This is a genomic window from uncultured Dokdonia sp. (assembly GCF_947492815.1).
Lineage (GTDB): Bacteria > Bacteroidota > Bacteroidia > Flavobacteriales > Flavobacteriaceae > Dokdonia.
This window is the reverse complement of sequence record NZ_CANLOB010000001.1, coordinates 14196-34161: the sequence shown is the minus strand read 5'-3', so window position 1 is coordinate 34161 and position 19966 is coordinate 14196. Positions and strand designations below refer to the sequence as shown.

General features: G+C 33.6%; 19 protein-coding genes. 9 read left to right on the top strand and 10 right to left on the bottom strand.

Annotation, left to right across the window (positions count from 1 at the left end):
- Positions 1-332: 332 nt before the first annotated feature.
- From Q1A01_RS00165 to Q1A01_RS00150, 4 genes are all read right to left on the bottom strand, one after another.
- Positions 333-995: a Crp/Fnr family transcriptional regulator gene (locus Q1A01_RS00165; protein ID WP_299674191.1), complete on the bottom strand. Its 663-nt coding sequence runs from the start codon at positions 993-995 to the stop codon at positions 333-335.
- 132 nt (positions 996-1127) lie between these two features.
- On the bottom strand, positions 1128-3221 hold the full coding sequence (recQ, locus tag Q1A01_RS00160) for a DNA helicase RecQ (protein WP_299674188.1): 2094 nt from the start codon (positions 3219-3221) through the stop codon (positions 1128-1130).
- 66 nt (positions 3222-3287) lie between these two features.
- Positions 3288-5036 (bottom strand): FG-GAP-like repeat-containing protein, encoded by a 1749-nt coding sequence (locus Q1A01_RS00155; protein ID WP_299674185.1) that lies wholly within the window; start codon positions 5034-5036, stop codon positions 3288-3290.
- Between the two features lie 71 nt (positions 5037-5107).
- Positions 5108-6484 (bottom strand): saccharopine dehydrogenase C-terminal domain-containing protein, encoded by a 1377-nt coding sequence (locus Q1A01_RS00150; protein WP_299674182.1) that lies wholly within the window; start codon positions 6482-6484, stop codon positions 5108-5110.
- 63 nt (positions 6485-6547) lie between these two features.
- On the opposite strand from Q1A01_RS00150, the gene Q1A01_RS00145 reads away from it, so the two are divergent.
- From Q1A01_RS00145 to Q1A01_RS00130, 4 genes are all read left to right on the top strand, one after another.
- On the top strand, positions 6548-6937 hold the full coding sequence (locus Q1A01_RS00145) for a DUF423 domain-containing protein (RefSeq protein WP_299674179.1): 390 nt from the start codon (positions 6548-6550) through the stop codon (positions 6935-6937).
- A 75-nt stretch (positions 6938-7012) separates the two neighbouring features.
- Positions 7013-8626 carry a phosphoenolpyruvate carboxykinase (ATP) gene (gene pckA, locus Q1A01_RS00140; RefSeq protein ID WP_299674176.1) on the top strand — a complete coding sequence of 538 codons (1614 nt, stop codon included), beginning with the start codon at positions 7013-7015 and terminating at the stop codon, positions 8624-8626.
- A 207-nt stretch (positions 8627-8833) separates the two neighbouring features.
- Positions 8834-9466 carry an ElyC/SanA/YdcF family protein gene (locus Q1A01_RS00135; RefSeq protein WP_299674173.1) on the top strand — a complete coding sequence of 211 codons (633 nt, stop codon included), beginning with the start codon at positions 8834-8836 and terminating at the stop codon, positions 9464-9466.
- Between the two features lie 9 nt (positions 9467-9475).
- The gene (locus Q1A01_RS00130; protein ID WP_299674171.1) at positions 9476-9721 is read left to right on the top strand and encodes a hypothetical protein; all 246 of its coding nucleotides are present in this window, start codon (positions 9476-9478) and stop codon (positions 9719-9721) included.
- A gap of 335 nt (positions 9722-10056) precedes the next feature.
- On the opposite strand, the gene Q1A01_RS00125 is transcribed toward Q1A01_RS00130, so the two are convergent.
- The 5 genes from Q1A01_RS00125 to Q1A01_RS00105 all read right to left on the bottom strand — a co-directional run bounded on the left by Q1A01_RS00125 (position 10057) and on the right by Q1A01_RS00105 (position 14099).
- Positions 10057-10941 carry a DMT family transporter gene (locus tag Q1A01_RS00125; protein ID WP_299674168.1) on the bottom strand — a complete coding sequence of 295 codons (885 nt, stop codon included), beginning with the start codon at positions 10939-10941 and terminating at the stop codon, positions 10057-10059.
- Positions 10942-11157: 216 nt separating this feature from the next.
- The gene (gene gldD, locus Q1A01_RS00120) at positions 11158-11724 is read right to left on the bottom strand and encodes a gliding motility lipoprotein GldD (protein WP_299674166.1); all 567 of its coding nucleotides are present in this window, start codon (positions 11722-11724) and stop codon (positions 11158-11160) included.
- The gene (locus tag Q1A01_RS00115) at positions 11721-13052 is read right to left on the bottom strand and encodes a gliding motility-associated protein GldE (RefSeq protein ID WP_299674164.1); all 1332 of its coding nucleotides are present in this window, start codon (positions 13050-13052) and stop codon (positions 11721-11723) included. The genes gldD and Q1A01_RS00115 overlap by 4 nt, the downstream gene beginning before the upstream one ends.
- A gap of 27 nt (positions 13053-13079) precedes the next feature.
- Positions 13080-13547 (bottom strand): single-stranded DNA-binding protein, encoded by a 468-nt coding sequence (gene ssb, locus Q1A01_RS00110; RefSeq protein WP_299674161.1) that lies wholly within the window; start codon positions 13545-13547, stop codon positions 13080-13082.
- Positions 13548-13739: 192 nt separating this feature from the next.
- A complete protein-coding gene (locus Q1A01_RS00105) occupies positions 13740-14099 on the bottom strand; it encodes a hypothetical protein (protein WP_299674158.1) in 360 nt (119 codons plus the stop codon).
- Between the two features lie 215 nt (positions 14100-14314).
- Between Q1A01_RS00105 and Q1A01_RS00100 the strand changes: the two genes are divergently transcribed.
- On the top strand, positions 14315-15187 hold the full coding sequence (locus Q1A01_RS00100; RefSeq protein ID WP_299674156.1) for an AraC family transcriptional regulator: 873 nt from the start codon (positions 14315-14317) through the stop codon (positions 15185-15187).
- Here Q1A01_RS00100 and mutY read toward each other — a convergent pair.
- Positions 15174-16217: an A/G-specific adenine glycosylase gene (mutY, locus tag Q1A01_RS00095; RefSeq protein WP_299675580.1), complete on the bottom strand. Its 1044-nt coding sequence runs from the start codon at positions 16215-16217 to the stop codon at positions 15174-15176. The two genes, Q1A01_RS00100 and mutY, sit on opposite strands and share 14 nt — an antisense overlap.
- Positions 16218-16347: 130 nt before the next feature.
- Here mutY and Q1A01_RS00090 point away from each other — a divergent pair, with 130 nt between their 5' ends.
- The 4 genes from Q1A01_RS00090 to Q1A01_RS00075 all read left to right on the top strand — a co-directional run bounded on the left by Q1A01_RS00090 (position 16348) and on the right by Q1A01_RS00075 (position 19939).
- The gene (locus tag Q1A01_RS00090; protein ID WP_089370712.1) at positions 16348-16635 is read left to right on the top strand and encodes an HU family DNA-binding protein; all 288 of its coding nucleotides are present in this window, start codon (positions 16348-16350) and stop codon (positions 16633-16635) included.
- A gap of 478 nt (positions 16636-17113) precedes the next feature.
- A complete protein-coding gene (locus Q1A01_RS00085; RefSeq protein WP_299674152.1) occupies positions 17114-18658 on the top strand; it encodes a ribonuclease E/G in 1545 nt (514 codons plus the stop codon).
- An 81-nt stretch (positions 18659-18739) separates the two neighbouring features.
- Complete coding sequence (locus Q1A01_RS00080; RefSeq protein ID WP_299675577.1) at positions 18740-19216, top strand: regulatory protein RecX; 477 nt, start codon at positions 18740-18742, stop codon at positions 19214-19216.
- 69 nt (positions 19217-19285) lie between these two features.
- Positions 19286-19939: a metal-dependent transcriptional regulator gene (locus tag Q1A01_RS00075; RefSeq protein WP_299674149.1), complete on the top strand. Its 654-nt coding sequence runs from the start codon at positions 19286-19288 to the stop codon at positions 19937-19939.
- The last annotated feature ends 27 nt before the right edge of the window (positions 19940-19966 follow it).

Sequence of the window (19966 nt, the reverse complement as noted above, 5' to 3'; positions counted from 1 at the left end):
ATGTACTTTATAGAGAAGATTGTGTCTAATAAAATAAAATGAAAAACTACTGATAGTTAATAAAATAATGCCTTGTAAATAATCTAAAGATGTAAATTCGAAATTGTCATAATTTCCTAAAATATATAATAAGTACTGTGTTAAGTATTCGCTTGATAGTACAAGGATATATCCAGTAAGGCACAAGTATCCCAGTGTTTTTAGTAAATTCATGATTTGATTAGTTGTCGTTATTGCATCTGTCGAAGTGTTCTAAAATTTCTTTCGTAAAAACTTAAAAATATTCCAAAATCATCATGAGGTACTGTGTTGCTTATGTGTTTCTGAATGGTTTATTTTTCAATTTTAGTAATAAACTTTGTGTCATATTGAATATCTCCATCTTTGCGCATTGAACTCAATACATTACTTACAGTCTGTCGTGATGTATTGGTAAGTCCAGCAATATCTTTATGGGTGAGTAGGTTTTTTGCTACTAGATTTCCTTCTTCATTTGGAGTCCCAAACTCACTTACATAGTCTGCTATAAACTCTTTAATTCTTACATGACTATCCTTGTATAAAAGATCGTGTAATTTGCGTTCTAAGCGTTTTATACGTGTGCCATATATCTTCAAAACACCATTTTTAAGTGATTTGTGTTTTTGTATTAGCGCCTCCATTCGTTCTGATTCTATATAACAAATCACACAATCTTCAAGAGCATAGGCAACTTCTTCAGACGCCATTTCTTCATCGTATAAGGAAAGTTCTCCAAATATATTACCGCGTTTTGCCACATATTTTACCGTATGTGTATTCTTATCTACAATTTTTACAACCCCTTTTTTTAGGAAGAAAATACATTTTTTGTCGACGCTTTGGAGGTTAATAACAGAACCTTTATTAATATAATCCATTTCCAGAATTTCACAAATGGACATCATCGTGACAATGCCTAATTTTCTGAAGAGATTAAATTCTTCTAAAAACCAATACTTAGTAAGTGTTTTCAATAATTTAAAATATTATGGTTGCTCAAAAATAAATAAATGCGTCTTTAGGAAATAGTTTAAAAAAAATAGAAGTTACTACAGACGACACTTACGGTATATTTTTTTTGAGATCATCGATTTTTAATGTATGCGTCACTTTTTTTGTAATAGGTATAATCCTAATTTTATTTTCCAATACGGGACTTGTTCTTCAAAATACGTAAAAAATGACTTTAGACTAGAAGTATCTTCAATCTCATCTTGCGCTTTCTCGATTTGTGCTATTTCTTGTGTGGTTATAAATTGATCAAAATCGATATGCATACCATCTTCATGTAACTTCATGACATGATTAAATATGGATCCTATAGTTAAATTTCGTGCTTCTGCAATTTCTTCTAGAGAGAGTCCTTCTTCAATATAAGCGCGTGTTTCTTCATGGGTTTTTCCCACTTTGGTTTTTTTAGGTTTTTTAATATGCGCTTTAATTACATTGAGAAAATCGGCAGCGTATCGTTCTAATTTTGCTTGTCCTACACCGCTTATTTGAAGAAATTCGGTTTCTGTAGTAGGTTCTTGATCTTCCATGTCTTTAAGACTTGCATCACTAAAAATAATATACGCAGGAACATTCTCATCACGTGCTAATTCATTACGTAATTCTCGAAGTTTTTCAAATAAAGTACCTTTTGGCTTTTTAGGTTTTCGTTCTTTAACAATTTCAACAATGGGTTGGACTAGGTTAGCCAATTGTACCTTTTTACCTTTAAACAACACCTTTTCTGCTAGTGATGTAAGTAAGAGTCTTCCGCTTTCGCGAAAGCGTATTTCTAATAACCCCTGATTAATCATTTGAATGATATACTGTTGTAAATCTTTCCAGGCAACATCTTTAGCAGCGCCAAAGGTTTTAATGTGTTGATATCCTTTGTCGTATACGGAAGCATTTTGAGCACCTCTCAGTACATCTATCACCATTCCTAAAGCTTCTTGTTCTTTTAATCGAACGACGCCAGAAAGTACTTTTTGCGCAATGATAGTACCGTCAAAGTATTCAGGATTATTCTTACAGATATCGCAATGACCACAGTCTTCTGCTAGAAACTCACCAAAATAGTTTAGCAGTACTTTACGACGACAACTTAAGGCTTCTGCATATTGTTGCATGCGTTCTAGCTTTGCTGTTTGGTATTCGATATTGGCACTGTTTTCTATAAACTTGCGTAACTGTATCGTATCTGCATAGCTGTAAAAAAGTAATGTGTGAGATGGAAGACCATCTCGACCTGCACGACCAATTTCCTGATAATAGCCTTCTATGTTTTTAGGCATATTGTAATGAATCACCCAGCGAACATTACTTTTGTCAATTCCCATTCCAAAGGCTATCGTAGCAACAATAATGGGTGTTTTGTCATTGATAAAATCTTCTTGGATTTTTGAGCGTTCTTGCGCGTCAAGTCCTGCATGGTATGCTTTTGCTGTATGATTTGCATCTTGTAGTTTTTGAGCAAGCTGTTCAGTGCTTTTTCTACTTAAGCAATAAATAATACCACTTTCAAAAGGGCGACTATCTAAAAAAGTGAGGATTTGTTGTATTCTTTTCTGACCTGGTCGTACGTCTAGAAACAGATTAGGTCTATCAAAAGAGGCTACATAGCGTTTTGCGTTTGGTATGGAGAGCTGTTCTGCGATATCATCTTGTGTAGAGACATCTGCGGTAGCTGTAAGTGCAACTAGTGGAGTATTGGGATATCTATTTTTTAAATATCCTAGCTGTGTATAGGCAGGTCTGAAATCATGCCCCCATGAAGAGATACAATGCGCTTCATCTACAGCAATAAGGCTTATTTGTACTTCCTGTAATAATGTGTCTAATAATGATAAACTTTCTGGTGCTACATAAATAAGATCAAGGTGTCCTTCTCGTAAATCTTGAATTACTTTTTCTATCTCTTCTGGTGCTTGTGTGCTATTGTAATAGGCAGCTTTGATACCATTTGCTTTTAAGGCATCTACCTGATCTTTCATCAATGCAATAAGCGGTGAAATTACAAGAGCAGTACCCGATAATGCAAGCGCAGGAAGTTGAAAACACATAGATTTTCCTCCACCAGTAGGCATAATCACTAAGGAATCTTTTCCTGCAATGATATCTTGAATAATGTCGAGTTGGTTTTCACGAAAGTGATCATACCCAAAATGGGTTTTAAGAAGCGTGTGTAGGTTGTCTTTTTCTGTAGTCATAGTCAAAGTGCAAGCTACTAAATATGTAATGTAATTAGAATAATTCTCTAGATAAATATAGGGTCTTTATAAAACAACAATTTTTTTGACAATAGTCTTTTGTGTATTGTCTATAGATACAAAGTAAACACCACTTGCCATATCTGAAATGTCGATGGTTTGCTCTTGATTGGGACTGTCAAAGTATTGGGTTTTGATTACTTTTCCTTGTATATCCATAATAGAAATAGTGATCTCTTGCTGATTTTCTGGATATGAAAAATGGATATTATCTTTTGTTGGGTTTGGATAGAGTGTAATATCATTAATTGTAAATTCATTAATACTTAGTGGATTAGATCCTTCAACAATAGTTAGGGTTTGATTACTATCGATATCTTCAATACGATCTATCATGCCACTTAACCAAGTAACCTCAATATAATCAACGGTTGTTGCGTCACCCAGACCAAAAAACTCTGTGTCACTATTTTGATTCATGTAGCCTTCCCCACATAATGTATATCCATAGTATACATTTTCTCCAACACCTACTTTTATTTTTGAGCCTATTCCCATCTTATTACTGATAGTACCTTCTAATGTTATTTTAAGCCAATTATTATCTGTAGTTGAAGTATTATTCCATAAAGAAATAGGAGCATCATTTGCATTTATAACAACGATATCTTGTAAACCATCATTCTGAATATCTCCTATAGCATTTGAGTAACTAATAAAGGGGTCTTCTTCAATACCTGTGCCTGTGCTTATGGTATAATTGCCTAATCCATCATTAAGATATAATGCAGCAGAAAGTCTTCCGTCTTCACCATTTACACTACCACTTACATATAGGTCTTTATAGGTATTGTTACTAGCATCTATACATACGGTTCCCCATCCGATGCTGTCAAATCGAGTTCCATTTTCTAAAGCTATATTACTAAAAGTTCCATCACCATTATTTAATAAATAGGCATTACCTACAGTAACATCTTCTTCAAAAGGAGGGTAAAAATTGGTTACATAAATATCTAGCCATCCATCATTATTAAAATCATCGATGGTCGTAGACATAGCACTCATGTATAGATTTGTGCCACTAGCAATACTTACATCTGTAAATGTGCCGTCGCCATTATTTCTATAAAGTGTATTGGGTGTGGTACATTTATCATTGGCAGTATAAATATCTTGATCTCCATCATTATCATAGTCAAAAAAGGAAGAGCAAAAGGTAATATATCCCGCCGGATCTATTCCTGCACTAACTGTTGTGTTTGTAAAGGTGCCGTCTCCGTTTCCTTGGTAAAGAAGATTGCCTTGTATTTGGTCTGCATCTCGTATGCTTATAAAAACATCTAAGATCCCATCATTGTTGTAATCTCCCCAAGAAGATCCCCAGTATGGAATATCAATAGTAGGAAGTCCAGAGGTATTAGTAATATTAGTAAATGTGTTATTACCTTCATTTCTATATAACCATATGTATCCTAAATCACTAGTGGCAAAAAAATCATGATCTCCGTCGTTATCTATATCTACCCATATGGCATGTCTCGCTTGGATATTATTACTTGAAATACCTAAATCTACAGCTTGAAAATTACCATTTACATTTTTAAAGAACTGAAAATCTTGAGTCGCAGAGGCAGGAATCGTGATATCGTCCCAACCGTCTTGATCAAAATCAAAGAAAGAGATACTTGGCCCTAATACACTTGACCCATATACAGTCTCTTGGTCAAAGAGAAGAGACTCGTCATTTCTGAATTCAATCTGTCCGAATACTTGATGGGCAATAAGAATAAAAAAGAATAGTAATCTCTTCATATTAAAGCAATTTTAGTATCTCAAAGTACTAAAACTTTTTTAAAAATAGAAGTGAGCTTTCTTATAATGGTTTATCCTCCTACATTATTTGGATTGTATCCTAGATATGGAACTTGATATTCGTTAAAAGTAATGCCATATTCTTCTAGTTCCTTAAGAATAGGCGTGTATACTTCTTTTTGAATAGGAAGCTGTACGCCTGGTGTTTTGATCTCTCCATTTAAGATGCGTAATGTAGCCATCGCAACTGGAAGGCCAACAGTTCTTGCCATGGCTGTTTCTATTTGGTCATTACCTATATTTACCATCGTAGCATCTATTTGCTTGCGTTCGCCGTTAAGTTCGTATCCAAACTTATGATACATAACAATCATATCCTTGTCCTCAGGCGCGAGTGTCCATTTATCTTCTAGAATACGTTGTAAGCATTTTGCAGGAGTGGCATTTTTAAGTCCTATTTTTTTATCTGGATTGAAAATATCTAATTCTACAAGTTTGTCCCATAATAGATCGTCTTGATCTATTTTTAGATAATGACGCAATTTTAATTCGACAGAGTCAGTAGGAGAATAGGGTAGGAAGAGATTTAAGAAATCTCTATAGCTCATACTTTCTGTCTCTTGAAGGGTATAACTATCATCAGTCATGCCCATCATCACAAAAATGTGCCATGCCTTAGAAAAACCTACGCGACGTATTGTACCTCTGTATAAAGTAGCAATATCATCTAGGCCATATACAGATCTATATTTTAATGAATTTCTATTAGCATATCCTTCAAAACGTCCATATCCTTCTATTTCTAAAAACTCTGTACGTCTGAAAAGACGTTGGTATGGAATATATTTATAAGCTCCTTCTTGTATAAACTCTGCAGCACCTCCTTGTCCTGCAAGTACTACATTGCGAGGATTCCAAGTAAATTTATAGTTCCATAAATTAGTGTCACTCTCTGGTGCGACAAGACCTCCTGTAAAACTTTCAAAAAGAATCATTTTACCTCCATTGTCACGTATACGATCTATAACTTGCATAGCACTCATATGATCAATACCTGGATCGAGACCTATTTCATTCATGAAGATGAGTCCTTTTTCTTTGGCCGCTTCATCTAATGCTTGCATCTCCTTAGAGATATAAGAAGCTGTAACCATAGATTTATTATAGGTAATACAATCGCGTGCTACTTCTATATGGAAACGAGCAGGAAGCATAGATACAACAATAGTAGCTTCTTGAATAGCTTTTTTACGTTGTGATTCATCAAATACATCAAGGGCTATTGCTTTTCCTTTAGGGTGATTGCCTACAAGTTTCTGTGCGTTTTCTATCGAAATATCGCCTACAATAATTTCTAGGTTCTCTGCAGTAGCTTTGTTGAGAAAATAATTTACTAGTTGAGAGGTAGATTTTCCGGCTCCTATAACTAAGATTGTTCTTGTAGACATATTGGTTGTAAATTTGTGGAGTACGAATGTAGGTATTTGATTAATTACATAACAAGTTATTTTATGAACAAACGACTTTTAGTAACTGGAAGTATTTTAGGGTTTTTGGCTGTGGTGATTGGTGCTTTTGGAGCGCATGGACTGGAGAAGTCTTTAGATGCCGATGCCTTGGCTACTTTTGAAACAGGGGTGAAATACCAAATGTATCATGCATTATTAATGCTGTTGACGGCTATTTTCGCTTTAAGCGAAAAAACAAAAAAAATACTTCACATTCTTATTCTTACAGGGGTTGTACTGTTTTCAGGGTCTATATATGGACTCGCTACAAACGTGCTTACAGGTTTTGATTTTACGACGATAGGGATCGTAACTCCTATAGGAGGAACCCTCTTAATTATAGCTTGGGGAGTGCTTATTGTTAAATTCTTCCAAATGAAGAAAGAGAAATAATATAAAAATACTGCTTCAACGATAAGGTTTTTTTTACCTTTGCGCTTTAAAAACAACACAACAAATACCATTTTTATGGCTTCTGACACTTCAGTTACGAAAACGATTTCGTTAAAACCTTATGGAATTGATAACGCAACCGCCCATTATCAGCTAGAACCTCAAGATTTACATGCTATTTCTGTAAAGAATGATATGGGTAAGACAGCTTCTAGTGGAGCACTTGCGGTTAATACAGGAAAGTTTACTGGACGATCACCACTAGATCGTTTTATTGTAAAAGATGCAAAAACCGAAGACTTAGTATGGTGGGGATCTATTAATATACCTTTTGAGGCTGACGCTTTCGCGAAATTAAAAAACAAGATTACAGATTATCTTTCAGGTAAAGAATTATATGTGAGAGATAGTTATGCTTGTGCAGATGATAAGTATCGATTAAATATTCGTGTTATAAATGAATATCCTTGGTCAAATATGTTTGCATACAACATGTTTTTAAGGCCAACTTCTGAAGAACTTGAAAATTTTGATCCAGAATGGACTATTCTAAATGCACCTGGATTTCTTGCAGATCCTGAAGTAGATGGTACTCGCCAGAGTAACTTTGCTATTTTGAGCTTTACAGAAAAGACGATTATTATAGGAGGAACAGGATATACAGGGGAAATTAAAAAAGGAATCTTTTCTGCATTGAACTTTATTCTTCCCGTAGATAAGAATACATTGCCTATGCACTGTTCTGCAAATGTAGGAGACAATGGTGAAACTGCTATATTCTTTGGGCTTTCAGGAACTGGGAAAACAACACTTTCTGCCGATCCAAATCGTAAATTAATAGGAGACGATGAACATGGGTGGACTTCTGAAAATACGATCTTCAATTTTGAAGGTGGGTGTTATGCGAAAGTGATTAACCTATCTGCAGAAAATGAACCTGATATTTATAATGCTATAAAACCAGGAGCTATTTTAGAAAATGTAATTATGGATGCCGATGGGCATGTAGATTTTGAAGATATTTCTATTACTCAAAATACACGTGTAAGTTATCCTATACACCATATCAATAATATTCAAGTACCTTCATTGGCAAAAAATCCTAAGAATATATTTTTCTTAACTGCCGATGCTTTTGGAGTACTGCCTCCTATTTCAAAATTAACACCTGGACAAGCTGCGTATCACTTTATAAGTGGGTATACAGCAAAAGTAGCAGGTACAGAAGCAGGAGTTACAGAACCACAGCCATCTTTTTCGGCGTGTTTTGGAGCACCATTTATGCCTTTGCATCCTACTAAATATGCAGAAATGCTAAGTAAGAAGATGCAAGAAGCTGGCGTAAATGTATGGCTAGTGAATACGGGTTGGACTGGTGGTCCATACGGGGTAGGATCACGTATGAAATTAAAGTATACAAGAGCAATGATTTCTGCCGCAATGAATGGAGAGTTGCCGTCTGAAGTTACACATGATGATTATCATATACATTCTGTGTTTGGAGTAGCGCAACCTAGAACATGTCCAGGAGTGCCTACAGAAGTATTATCTCCTCGTGCCACTTGGAATAATGATGAAGGATATTATGAAACAGCGCATAAACTAGCAAAGTCTTTCAAAGAAAACTTTAAAAAGTTTGAGTCGTATGCTAATGAAGAAATTATGAACGGTCAGCCACCATTAGGCTAGAAATATTATATATAATGTAAGGGGATTATATGAAAATCTCTTTTTCTTAAACTATTAAGATCTCTTGATAGTTTGTTTAGGGATGAAAGGCGATTGTTTTATATAATCGCCTTTTTATTTGCAATATATTTAAATTAATAAAGAGTTAAATGGATGTGATTTCTGCAATACAATTTGTATTCTTAAGTTTATATGTAAAATAACAGCATGCGTAAAAAAATAAAATCACTTGTCCTTTTAATAGCTATTACTTTATTGATAATAGTTGTTTCTAATTATTCCATAGAATCGTATGCGAGTGATAAAACGTTTAGCGCTGTTTCTGATATTAAAAAAAATAAAGTAGGACTGGTGTTAGGAACCTCCAAGCTTTTGCAAAATGGGCGTACTAATTTATATTTTACATATAGGATAGAAGCAACAGTAGCACTATATAAAGAAGATAAAATTGACTTTGTTTTAGTGAGTGGTGATAATAGTACTGAGCTTTATGATGAACCTACTGATTTTAAAGAAGAGCTCATAAAAAGAGGAATTCCAGAACATAAGATATTTCTCGACTATGCAGGGTTTAGAACATTAGATTCTGTGATAAGAGCTAAAGAAATATTTGGGCAAGAAGAAATTACCATTATCTCTCAAGAATTTCATAATGAACGCGCTATTTATCTTGCAGGTAAGAATGATATCAAAGCAGTTGGTTTTAATGCACGAGATGTCTCTAGACGGTATGGTTTGAAAGTACAACTAAGAGAATATCTAGCAAGAACAAAAGTGTTTTTCGATATTCTGTTTGGGGTAAAGCCTAAGTTTTTAGGAGAGAAAATTGAGATTAAATAAAATATTAAGATGGAGTATCGTAAAGTTGTAGAATACTTGAAATCTTATAGTTTAGATGAGTCTCCATATGATGCAAATGGAGCTATACATTTATTAAAAGCTATTATTGAAAACCTTCAAGAGCATCATATAGATCATGATCTTGAACAATATGCTGCTTGTTTTGATGCAAAAAATGAACTTTTTATAAAAAAGCTTTTAACCTATATCCCAATAAGTAGAGAAATTGAGATTCAAGAGAATTTTGATGATTGAGAAGCTTTCGTTTACTTACTAACAAGGTACACACTAATAATAATAATCAGAGAATCAAAAAGCTGCCAAATAGTAAATTTTTCAATAGTATATGTTACGGAAAGTTTGTTAGATTTTTGTGCTTCGCATTTTACAAAAATCAACAAACAACCACCCCAATAGTAATTATGTAGTTTTTGTTTTCTTATTGACAAGATGCACGTCAGTAATAATTGTTAAAGACGCAATAAGCTGTTTTAGGAGTAAACTTTTCAGTAGTATATATTACGGAAAGTTTGTTGAATTTTTGTGCTTTGCATTTTACAAAAATCAACAAACAACCACCCCAATAGTAATTATGTAGTTTTTGTTTTCTTATTGACAAGGTATACACCCGCAATAATAACGATAGAAGCAAAAAGTTGCCAAATAGTAAACTTTTCATGATCTAATAGTCCCCACATGACGGAAATGATGGGCATAAGATAAGTCACTGATGAAGCAAATACAGGGTTGCTGATTTGTACTAATTTATTAAACATCACTTTTGCCATGGCAGTTCCAAATAAGGCTAGAATGACAATATATCCTAATGATATTTGAACTTCTTGAGATTGTAATACTTCTTGATTAAAAAAATCAGAGTATACTAGTAAAATCAATGCTGGTGGGATTAAGAAAATAAAGTTTCCAGTAGCGATGGCAATGGCTGAAATATTTTGCATGTAACGTTTAATAATATTTACATTAAGGGCATACATGACGCCTGCAGCTATGACGAGTAAGGCATACCAATAATTTTGGCTAGGGTTGATGCTAGCGCCAATAAGAATCAATGCGGTTGCTCCACTTAAACCCACTAAGACTCCTGCTAATTGACGTTTAAGGAATTTGGCTCCAAATATAGTTAAGCCTAGTAAGAGGGTCAGTAAAGGGACACTAGAATTCAGTATGGCAGCGATAGCACTATCTATTTCTGTTTCGGCATAGGCAAATAAAAATACAGGAAGCCCTGTTCCCAAAACTCCAGAAATAATAATCCATTTCCATTCTGCTTTTTTAATGGTGCGTAGGCTTTTCCAGCCAATAAGTAATAAGAAAAATGCAGTAAATAAAATACGTAAAGCGCCTAGCTGAATGGGTGTGAGACCTACGAGTCCTTTTTTAATAAGGATAAAAGAACTTCCCCAAATAATGGATAATACTACGAGATATATCCATTTTAATGTGCTGTTTTGCATTGCAAAATTTTAGATATGCAAAGTTCGGAAATTCCTCGGTGAGTTTATTGATTTATGAGTTTAAAATAAATTGCTTCTATAAATTAAACAATAATAGCTTCTGTTTTATAAAGAGAGTAGTAAGGAGGTGCTATGATGATTATAAGTTGTTTTGTTGCTGGGTACGCTTTCACGAAAGTGAAATTTATATGGAGTTTTCAGAAATACGAAAACATACTAGTCTTCACTATTCCAAGTGATAGTTTCCATAAGGTGACGGATATCATTCTTAAGATATACTGCTGCAGGATAGATGCTATCGTAATTTGGCTTTGCATTAAAATAAATAGAGCCTGTAATAAAATGTGCAGTGCTATCTGTTACATAAAATTGAGACTGAGAAGCTGCGTTTCCTCGCACATCGTAAAACATACCATATACATCTTGTAATTCATTGACATACTTTTCTTCAATGATATCGTCTGCTTTTATGACATGTTCATAAGTGAGTTTCTGAGCATCTCTCAACAAGGCATTTATGTTATTGTCTACTTTTCTGTAGGTTAAGAATAAGGTGCCATTAAGTTCTGGGTAGTTGATGGTTACTGAGCAGTTATCTTTAAAAATAGCAGTACTTATATAGTTGTTTTCAAAACTGTAATTACAGTCAGAAGGTGTTGTTACGTATGTTGCATTAGGGTATTCGAGGCTTAAAAATGCTTCAGGTTTTGGCAATAGGTCATCTCCGCAAGAAACAAGTAATGCGCAACAAAGTATACTGTATATGTAAGAGCGTATGGTCAAGATAGTATGGTAAATTTAATTTGTTTAATGCGTTTTTTGTCTATGGCTTCCACAGTAAACGAATATTGGGTATAGTTTATTACTTCATTCTTTCTAGGAAAACCTCCTGAGATCTCTAAGATGAAGCCAGCAATTGTTTCGGCTTCTCCTTTTTGGTTCTCAAAGATGCTATCATCTTCTAGATGTATAATGCGGTAAAAATCTTTTAATGATGTTTTTCCGTCAAATACATAGTTGTGTTCATCTATTTTAGAATAAATAACATCTTCATCATCAAATTCATCACTAATATCGCCTACAATTTCTTCAATAATATCTTCTAGTGTAATAATACCACTAGTGCCTCCATATTCATCTACAACAATGGCAAGGTGGTTTTTCTTTTCTTTAAACTCAGCAAGTAGATCATCTAGTTTTTTGTTTTCAGGAACAAAATTAGGTGCTCGTAATAAAGATGTCCATTCAAATTTTTTATCAGAAAGATGAGGTAATAAATCTTTTACATATAATATACCTACAATACTGTCTATACTATCTTCATATACAGGAATACGGGAATATCCTGTATCTGTTATTTGGGTTAATATATCAGGATAGGAATCTTCTTTATTAAGCGCAAAAACATCCATGCGAGGACGCATTACTTGTTTTGTGTCAGTATTTCCAAAAGCGACAATACCTTGTAGTATTTTTTGTTCTTCTTTGGTAGTGTCTCCTTCACTCGTAAGTTCTAGTGCTTGCGATAATTGGTCTACATTAAAATTTGATTTTTGATCTCCTAATGTATTATGTATTTGTAATGTGATATAACGCATCGGCCCGCTTAATGGTGTAAAGAGAATATCAAAAAAGCGAAGTGGGAACGCCATAAAACTGGCAAATTTAATATTGTTACGACTTGCGTAGATTTTAGGTAAAATCTCACCAAAAAGTAAGATAAGAAAAGTGATGACACCAACTTCTATTATAAAACGTATAGTAGCTGCTGAAATACCAAAGAGATCAGTTGTTATAGATCCAAAAAAGACGTCTCCAAGACTAGCAAAAAGTAGTACAATCGCAATATTAATCGTGTTGTTTGCTACTAATATAGTGGCTAGTAGTTTTTTAGGTTTCTGTAATAGTTTTGCAACTACTTTTAATTTGGGATTTTGCTGATCTGTCGCTTCTGACGTTTCTAAATCTGTAGATGTTAACGAGAAAAAAGCAACTTCGGCACCGCTTATTAGTGCAGAGCATATAAATAATACTAGTAATAGAAGACTACTAATAAGGATGGTACTATCAAAAGCTAATACTATAAACAAGGGTTCAGGGTCAGGATCCAATCGTCTTTAAATTCGTTATACGTAGTTTTAAAATGGAAGGTCATCTACATCCTCTGTAGGATTTATCTGCGATGGTGTTGATTGCGGTTGCTGAGCAGGTTGTTGTGAATGAACTGGTTGCGATGGTTGTGCAGGTCTATTAGCTTGTTGTCCTTCTCCTTTAGGAGTAAGAAACGTAAAATCTACACATTGTATTTCAGTACTGTAACGCTCAAGACCTTTGTCATCTGTCCACTTTCGAGTTTTTAGACGGCCCTCTATATATACTTTATCTCCTTTTTTGAGATATTTTTCACAAATCTCGGCAGCTTTATTTCGAACTACAATATTATGCCATTCGGTGTTGCTTACGCGCTCTCCTGTCGTTCTATTTGTGTACTCTTCATTGGTGGCTAAAGGGAAGCGCCCTATGCTATTACCACCCTCAAAGTAGTGCATTTTTACTTCGTCTCCTGTGTGACCAATTAGAATAACTTTATTGATAGTTCCTGCCATAGTATCAAATATAAGAAAATATTAAGCTGTAATCTATAAACTTATAGATAAACAACTATTACAAGATGTTGATTTTTATAGAGGGAACCTGATCTATAACTTTAATAGAAAACATAAAAAAAGCCTCTCATTAGAATTATCTAAAAGAGGCTTCACTAAGCAAACTTGATTTTAAATGAAAGAAATAAGTATTTAGATAATTTTTATTTCTTTATTGTAAGTAGTTAAACCATTTCTTACTTTGATGCTGTAATTTCCTTTATATGCTTTTTTAAAGTTAAATGACTTGTGAATAGTCTTATTGTCTTTGATTGTTTCAGAAAAAACAATACGTCCAAAACCATCTCTGATGGTAATCTTTATAGGATTTAAATCCAAGTTTAAAAGAATTACAGATACTTTTTCATCTTTTTCTCTAATAACTAAATCATCAGTAATGGTTTCGGGATTTAATTCTTTTGTCTCTATAAATGTTTCCAATGTTGTAGCATTTACATGTGCACTAGTGATTAAAAGCGCGAGAAGCAGTGATAATTTTAATGTGTTTTTCATAATATTCGATTTAAATGATTGATGACTAAATTATTATGATACAAACATACGCCAGAATGCTACTCGCTGCTATTACATTATTTTCATATTAATGTTCTAAATTATCCTTTGTTAAACTTATGATTTATTATTATGTTAATTTAGTACATATTTAAGGTAATTTTCTAACGATTTAACTTCAAAAGCGTTTTTAACTTTAGCCATAAAAGCTCGATATGATTCTACAGAAACCTACTTTAGAAGCTATTACTCCTAATTTTGGAAATTCCTTTCTATATCAAAAATTTGATAAGGAAAATAGAAATGATAATACAGTATGGCATTACCATCCTGAGTTAGAACTTGTATATGTAAATGGAGGTACAGGGAGAAGACTCGTAGGAAGTAACCTTTCTTATTATACATGGGGTACTTTAATTTTAGTTGGTAGTAACTTACCTCATTGTGGGTTTACAGATCATCAAACAGGCAATAAATTTGAAACTGTCATACAAATGAAGGCAGATTTTCTTGGAGATGATTTTTTTAATATTCCTGAAATGTCTCATATTAAAAAACTTTTGCAAGTATCAAAACGCGGGGTTGTATTTTCTGGAGTCACAAAAACAGAAATAGGGGCTCTTATGGAGAGTATGGAACAGCAGAGTGATTTTGAGCGATTGCTATCTTTTTTAAAGATTCTTAATAGACTTGCTACTACAAAAGAATTTAGAATACTAAATGCAGATGGATTTACCTTATTATCTAATGTACATGACAATGATAGAATTAATTTAGTGTTCAATTATGTAAAAACACACTTTAAGGAAGAAATTCCTCTAGAACAGATGTCAGAATTAACCCATATGACAGTTCCTTCTTTTTGTCGTTATTTTAAGAAAATAACAAATAAGACATTTACACAGTTTGTCAATGAATATCGATTAGTACATGCTTCTAAGTTACTTTCAGAACATGCGATGACAATTACTGATGTGTGTTTTGAAAGCGGATTTAATAACTTTTCACACTTTAATAAAAGATTTAAAGCATTTACAGGACAGAGTCCTTCTTCTTATAGAAAACAGATTAAAACTATTTTAGATTAAAATAAGTTGCTATAAATTTTTCAATAAGCACGGGAACAGGATAAGAACTTATAGATTGAATTTCGATAGCAGTGTCTTCTAAATTTTCAACATCAATAATCCAAAATATAGTGTGTAAATGTTGATGTGATAATTTATGGACAATTGGCTTTACGTTGTATGGAACTATGTTTTTTATAGTATACGAAGCTGTTTCTTTTTGAAAGGGTTCGCTTTCGCGAAAGCGGTTAGTATCAAATTCCCCTTCAATCATTGGAAATTGATACAAACCCTGCCAAATCCCTTTTCCTGTGCGTCGTTCAATAATTGTCTTGTGATCTGACGATCTGAATACGAGGTAGTGTAGATGACGTTTTTTAACTTTTGTTTTTTTGAGTTTTACAGGCAGCGTGCTAATTCTGTTTTTTTGTAATGCGACACAAGAATCGTTAAAAATACAGTGCAAACAATATGGGTTTTGAGGCTTACATTGTATGGCGCCAAACTCCATAATCGCTTGATTGAAATTTGCAGGTTGCTCTTTGTCTATAAGTTCTTGAGCTAAAGCTTTAAATTCTTTAATGCCTTCTGTGCTATTAATAGGAGTCTCGATACCATAAAACCGTGATAAAACTCTATACACATTTCCGTCTACGACAGCAGTTGGTTCATTAAAACTAATACTTGCAATGGCACTAGCAGTATAATCACCCACACCTTTTAGTTTTAATAAATCTTTATACGTATTTGGAAAAATACCATCACACTCTTCTACAATATACTTTGCCGCGGCATGTAAATTTCTGCCACGAGAGTAATATCCGAGTCCTTGCCATAATTTTAACACTTCTTCTTCAGAAGCATTTGCTAGATCAAATACTGTTGGAAAAGCTTCTGTAAATTTCAAATAATAGGGCAATCCTTGGGCTACTCTAGTTTGTTGAAGGATGATTTCTGAGAGCCAAATATTATAAGGATCAGTGGTTTGTCTCCAAGGCATTTCCCGCTTGTTTACTAAGTACCACGCTATAAGTTTATTAGAGAATTTCAATGGCAAATAAAGGTTTTTTGCTAATTTATATACTTATCTTCTTATATTTTAAAAGATTATGCTTGAAAGTTTGAGTTTTTAATGCTTATATTTGCGAACTTGAAATTTTAACCCCTAAACAATTTTTAAAATGACAAAAGCTGATATTGTAGCAAAGGTATCTGAAAAATTAGGTATCGAAAAGAATGACGTACAAGCAACTATCGAATCATTCATGAGTGAAGTAAAAACATCTTTAGAAGGTGGAGACAATGTTTACCTAAGAGGATTTGGTAGCTTTATTATTAAAACAAGAGCTGAAAAAACTGGTAGAAATATTTCTAAGAATACGACTATCAAAATTCCAGCGCACAACATACCTGCGTTCAAACCTGCAAAAGTATTTGTAGAAGGTGTTAAGACGAACGTTGCAGTATAATTTATTAAGTAACCTAATAAAAGAATCATTTTATGCCAAGTGGTAAAAAAAGAAAAAGACACAAGGTAGCAACGCACAAACGTAAAAAGAGACGTAGAGCAAACCGTCACAAAAAGAAAAAGTAGTCTAAGACTACTTTTTCTTTTGAATTATACATGTATCATTAATTATTTGATATCTAGAGTTGTAAATATTTGCGTATAAAATGATTCCACTTAAACATTGCACAGGGAGCACTCTGTTGTATTATTAAGTAGTAAAGTGATTCTTTTATTAGGCTATTTTTTCTAGATAACAAATGTATAATTCTTAGTTCTTTGACATCGTAACAAAAAAGCCCTAATACCTTGAGGCTCGTATGTTACACCGTATTTATTACATTTTGTATACATAGTTATACGTTACGATACCTGTGATAAATTATTGTATAATCCATTTGTCACGCACAATGTGCATGATGGATAAAAATTACTAAAGAGTGAATAAAGAATTGATTATAAGATCTAGTTCCTCGGTAGTTGATTTTGCCTTACTAAAAGATGGAAGACTTATAGAACTTCACAAAGAAGAAGATGGAAATAAATTTAATGTTGGTGATATTTATATCGCAAACATTAGAAAAACAGTTTCTGGACTTAATGCTGCATTTGTAAATGTAGGTTATGAAAAAGATGCTTTTTTGCATTATCATGATTTAGGTCCAAAACTTCCAACACTTCTAAGTTACATAAAACGTGTAAGCACAGGTAAATTAAAAGACTATTCTTTAAAAAACTTTCCTTTTGAAAAAGACATAGATAAAAACGGTAAGATTACCGATGTCTTAAAACAAAAACAAAGTGTACTGGTACAAATCGCCAAAGAACCTATTTCTACAAAAGGCCCTAGAATAAGCAGTGAGCTTTCTATAGCTGGTAGGTATATTGTTCTCGTGCCTTTTTCTGATAGAATTTCTATTTCACAAAAGATAGAAAGCAAAGAAGAAAAAGCACGTCTTAAACGATTAGTACAAAGCATCAGACCTAAAGGTTTTGGTGTGATAGTACGTACAGTTGCAAAAGGAGTAAAGGTCGCCGAACTAGATAAAGACCTGCAAAATTTGGTAGACAAATGGGCTACCATGAGTAAAAAAATTCAAGGAGCACATCATCCTAGTAAAGTACTGGGTGAAATGAACCGAGCATCCTCTATATTAAGAGATATCTTTAATGATTCTTTTACGGGGATAACAGTAGATGATGAGACGCTCTATTATCAAATCAAAGAATACTTAAGCGAGATCGCTCCAAAAAAAGAGAGCATTGTAAAGCTATACAAGAATAACACCCCAATTTTTGAAAAATTCGGAATAGAAAGACAAATTAAAACGTCTTTCGGTAAAACCGTATCTATGAGTAAAGGGGCCTATCTTGTTATAGAGCATACAGAAGCATTACATGTAGTTGATGTAAATAGTGGTAACAGATCAAATAAAGCAAAGAGTCAAGAAGACACTGCGCTAGAAGTAAATATGATTGCCGCTTCAGAAATGGCACGTCAGCTTAGCCTCCGTGATATGGGAGGTATTATTGTTGTCGACTTTATAGACATGAATAATGCAGATAACCGTAGAAAACTCTTTAATCATCTTAAAGATGAGATGAAAGAAGATCGCGCAAAACACAAAATATTACCACCTAGTAAGTTTGGATTAATTCAAATTACTAGGCAACGAGTACGACCAGAAATGAATATCAAAACCCGTGAAGAAGATCCTAACGGATCAAAGGGAGAGATAGAAGCACCTATTGTTATGGTGCAAAAGATGGAAGGTAAACTCGACAAAATTCTTAAAAACGGCAACAATAAGGTGACGTTACACGCACACCCTTTTGTTGCAGCTTTTCTAACCAAAGGATTTCCATCTATTCGTTCTAAATGGTTTTTAGAACACAAAAAATGGGTAAAAGTAATGCCCAGAGACGCTTACACGTATCTTGAATACCGTTTTACAGATAAAAACGGTAAGGAAATTAAAATATAGAATTATGAAACCCTGTTCCTTAAAAGGAATGGGGTTTTTTTATGCCCAAAAATAAATGGAAATAGTATTTTTAACCCCGTGATACAACCTATAAAAACATATACTGTAGAAGAGGCTAAGAGGAGTTTAGAGCGATATTGTGTTTATCAAGATCGTTGTCATCAAGAAGTGCGTAAAAAGCTCTTAGAGATGCGTATGATACCTGATGCCATAGATGTAATTATAGGGCATCTTATAGAACATAACTTTTTAAATGAAGAACGTTTTGCAAAAGCTTTTGTGAGAGGGAAATTCAATCATAAATCTTGGGGAAAACAACGCATTGTAAGAGAGTTGAAAATTCGAAAAATCTCTGATTATCTTATTAAAATTGGGCTAAAAGAAATTTCTGAAGAAACTTATTTGGAGGTTTTTGATACGCTTTCGCGAAAGCGTATACAGCAATTGTCATCCGAAAAAGATAGATGTAAAAAAAGAAAGAAACTCTCTGATTATCTATTGTACAGAGGTTGGGAAGGGGATTTGGTGTATCAAAAGGCCAAAGAATTAGTCCCGTAATATTTCTATTTTTAGTCTTATCTAAAATAAGTTTTTTACCGCCCGACATAATTAATTTACTTTTGCCGTATGTATACGAGAGCAGAAGAAAATTATTTGAAGTGTATCTTCCATTTAGAACAGGAGCATAAAGGAGCTGTTGCTACAAATGCCATTGCTCAAATGATGCACACTAAGGCTTCGTCTGCAACAGATATGATTCAGCGTCTTGCGGATAAAGAACTTGTTTCTTACCGTAGGTATAAAGGAACTACGCTTACCAAAGCAGGCATTGCCGTGGCAGTAGCAGTCATACGAAAGCATAGACTTTGGGAAGTGTTTTTAGTTGAAAAACTCAACTTTCAATGGGATGAAGTGCATGAAATAGCAGAGCAATTAGAGCATATTCAATCTGAAGAATTAATCACAAGGCTGGATAAATTCCTAGACCATCCTGATTACGATCCTCATGGAGATCCTATTCCTGATAAACATGGAAATATTAAAAAAACAGAGAAAAAAGTACTGTCTGAAATGAGTAAAAGTCAGCACGGTATCTTAGTTGGAGTCAGGGAAACTAGTGGTGAGTTTTTACAATATTTAGATAAACGAAACATAGCTATAGGAACTAAAATAAAAGTGCTTGGAAAAGAGTTTTTTGATGGTTCTATGATTATTCAAGTAAAGCGAGAACAATTTTTCATCTCAAAAAAAATAGCTGAGAATTTATATATCCAGGTGTAATACACAAATCTTTAAAAATCATTTTTT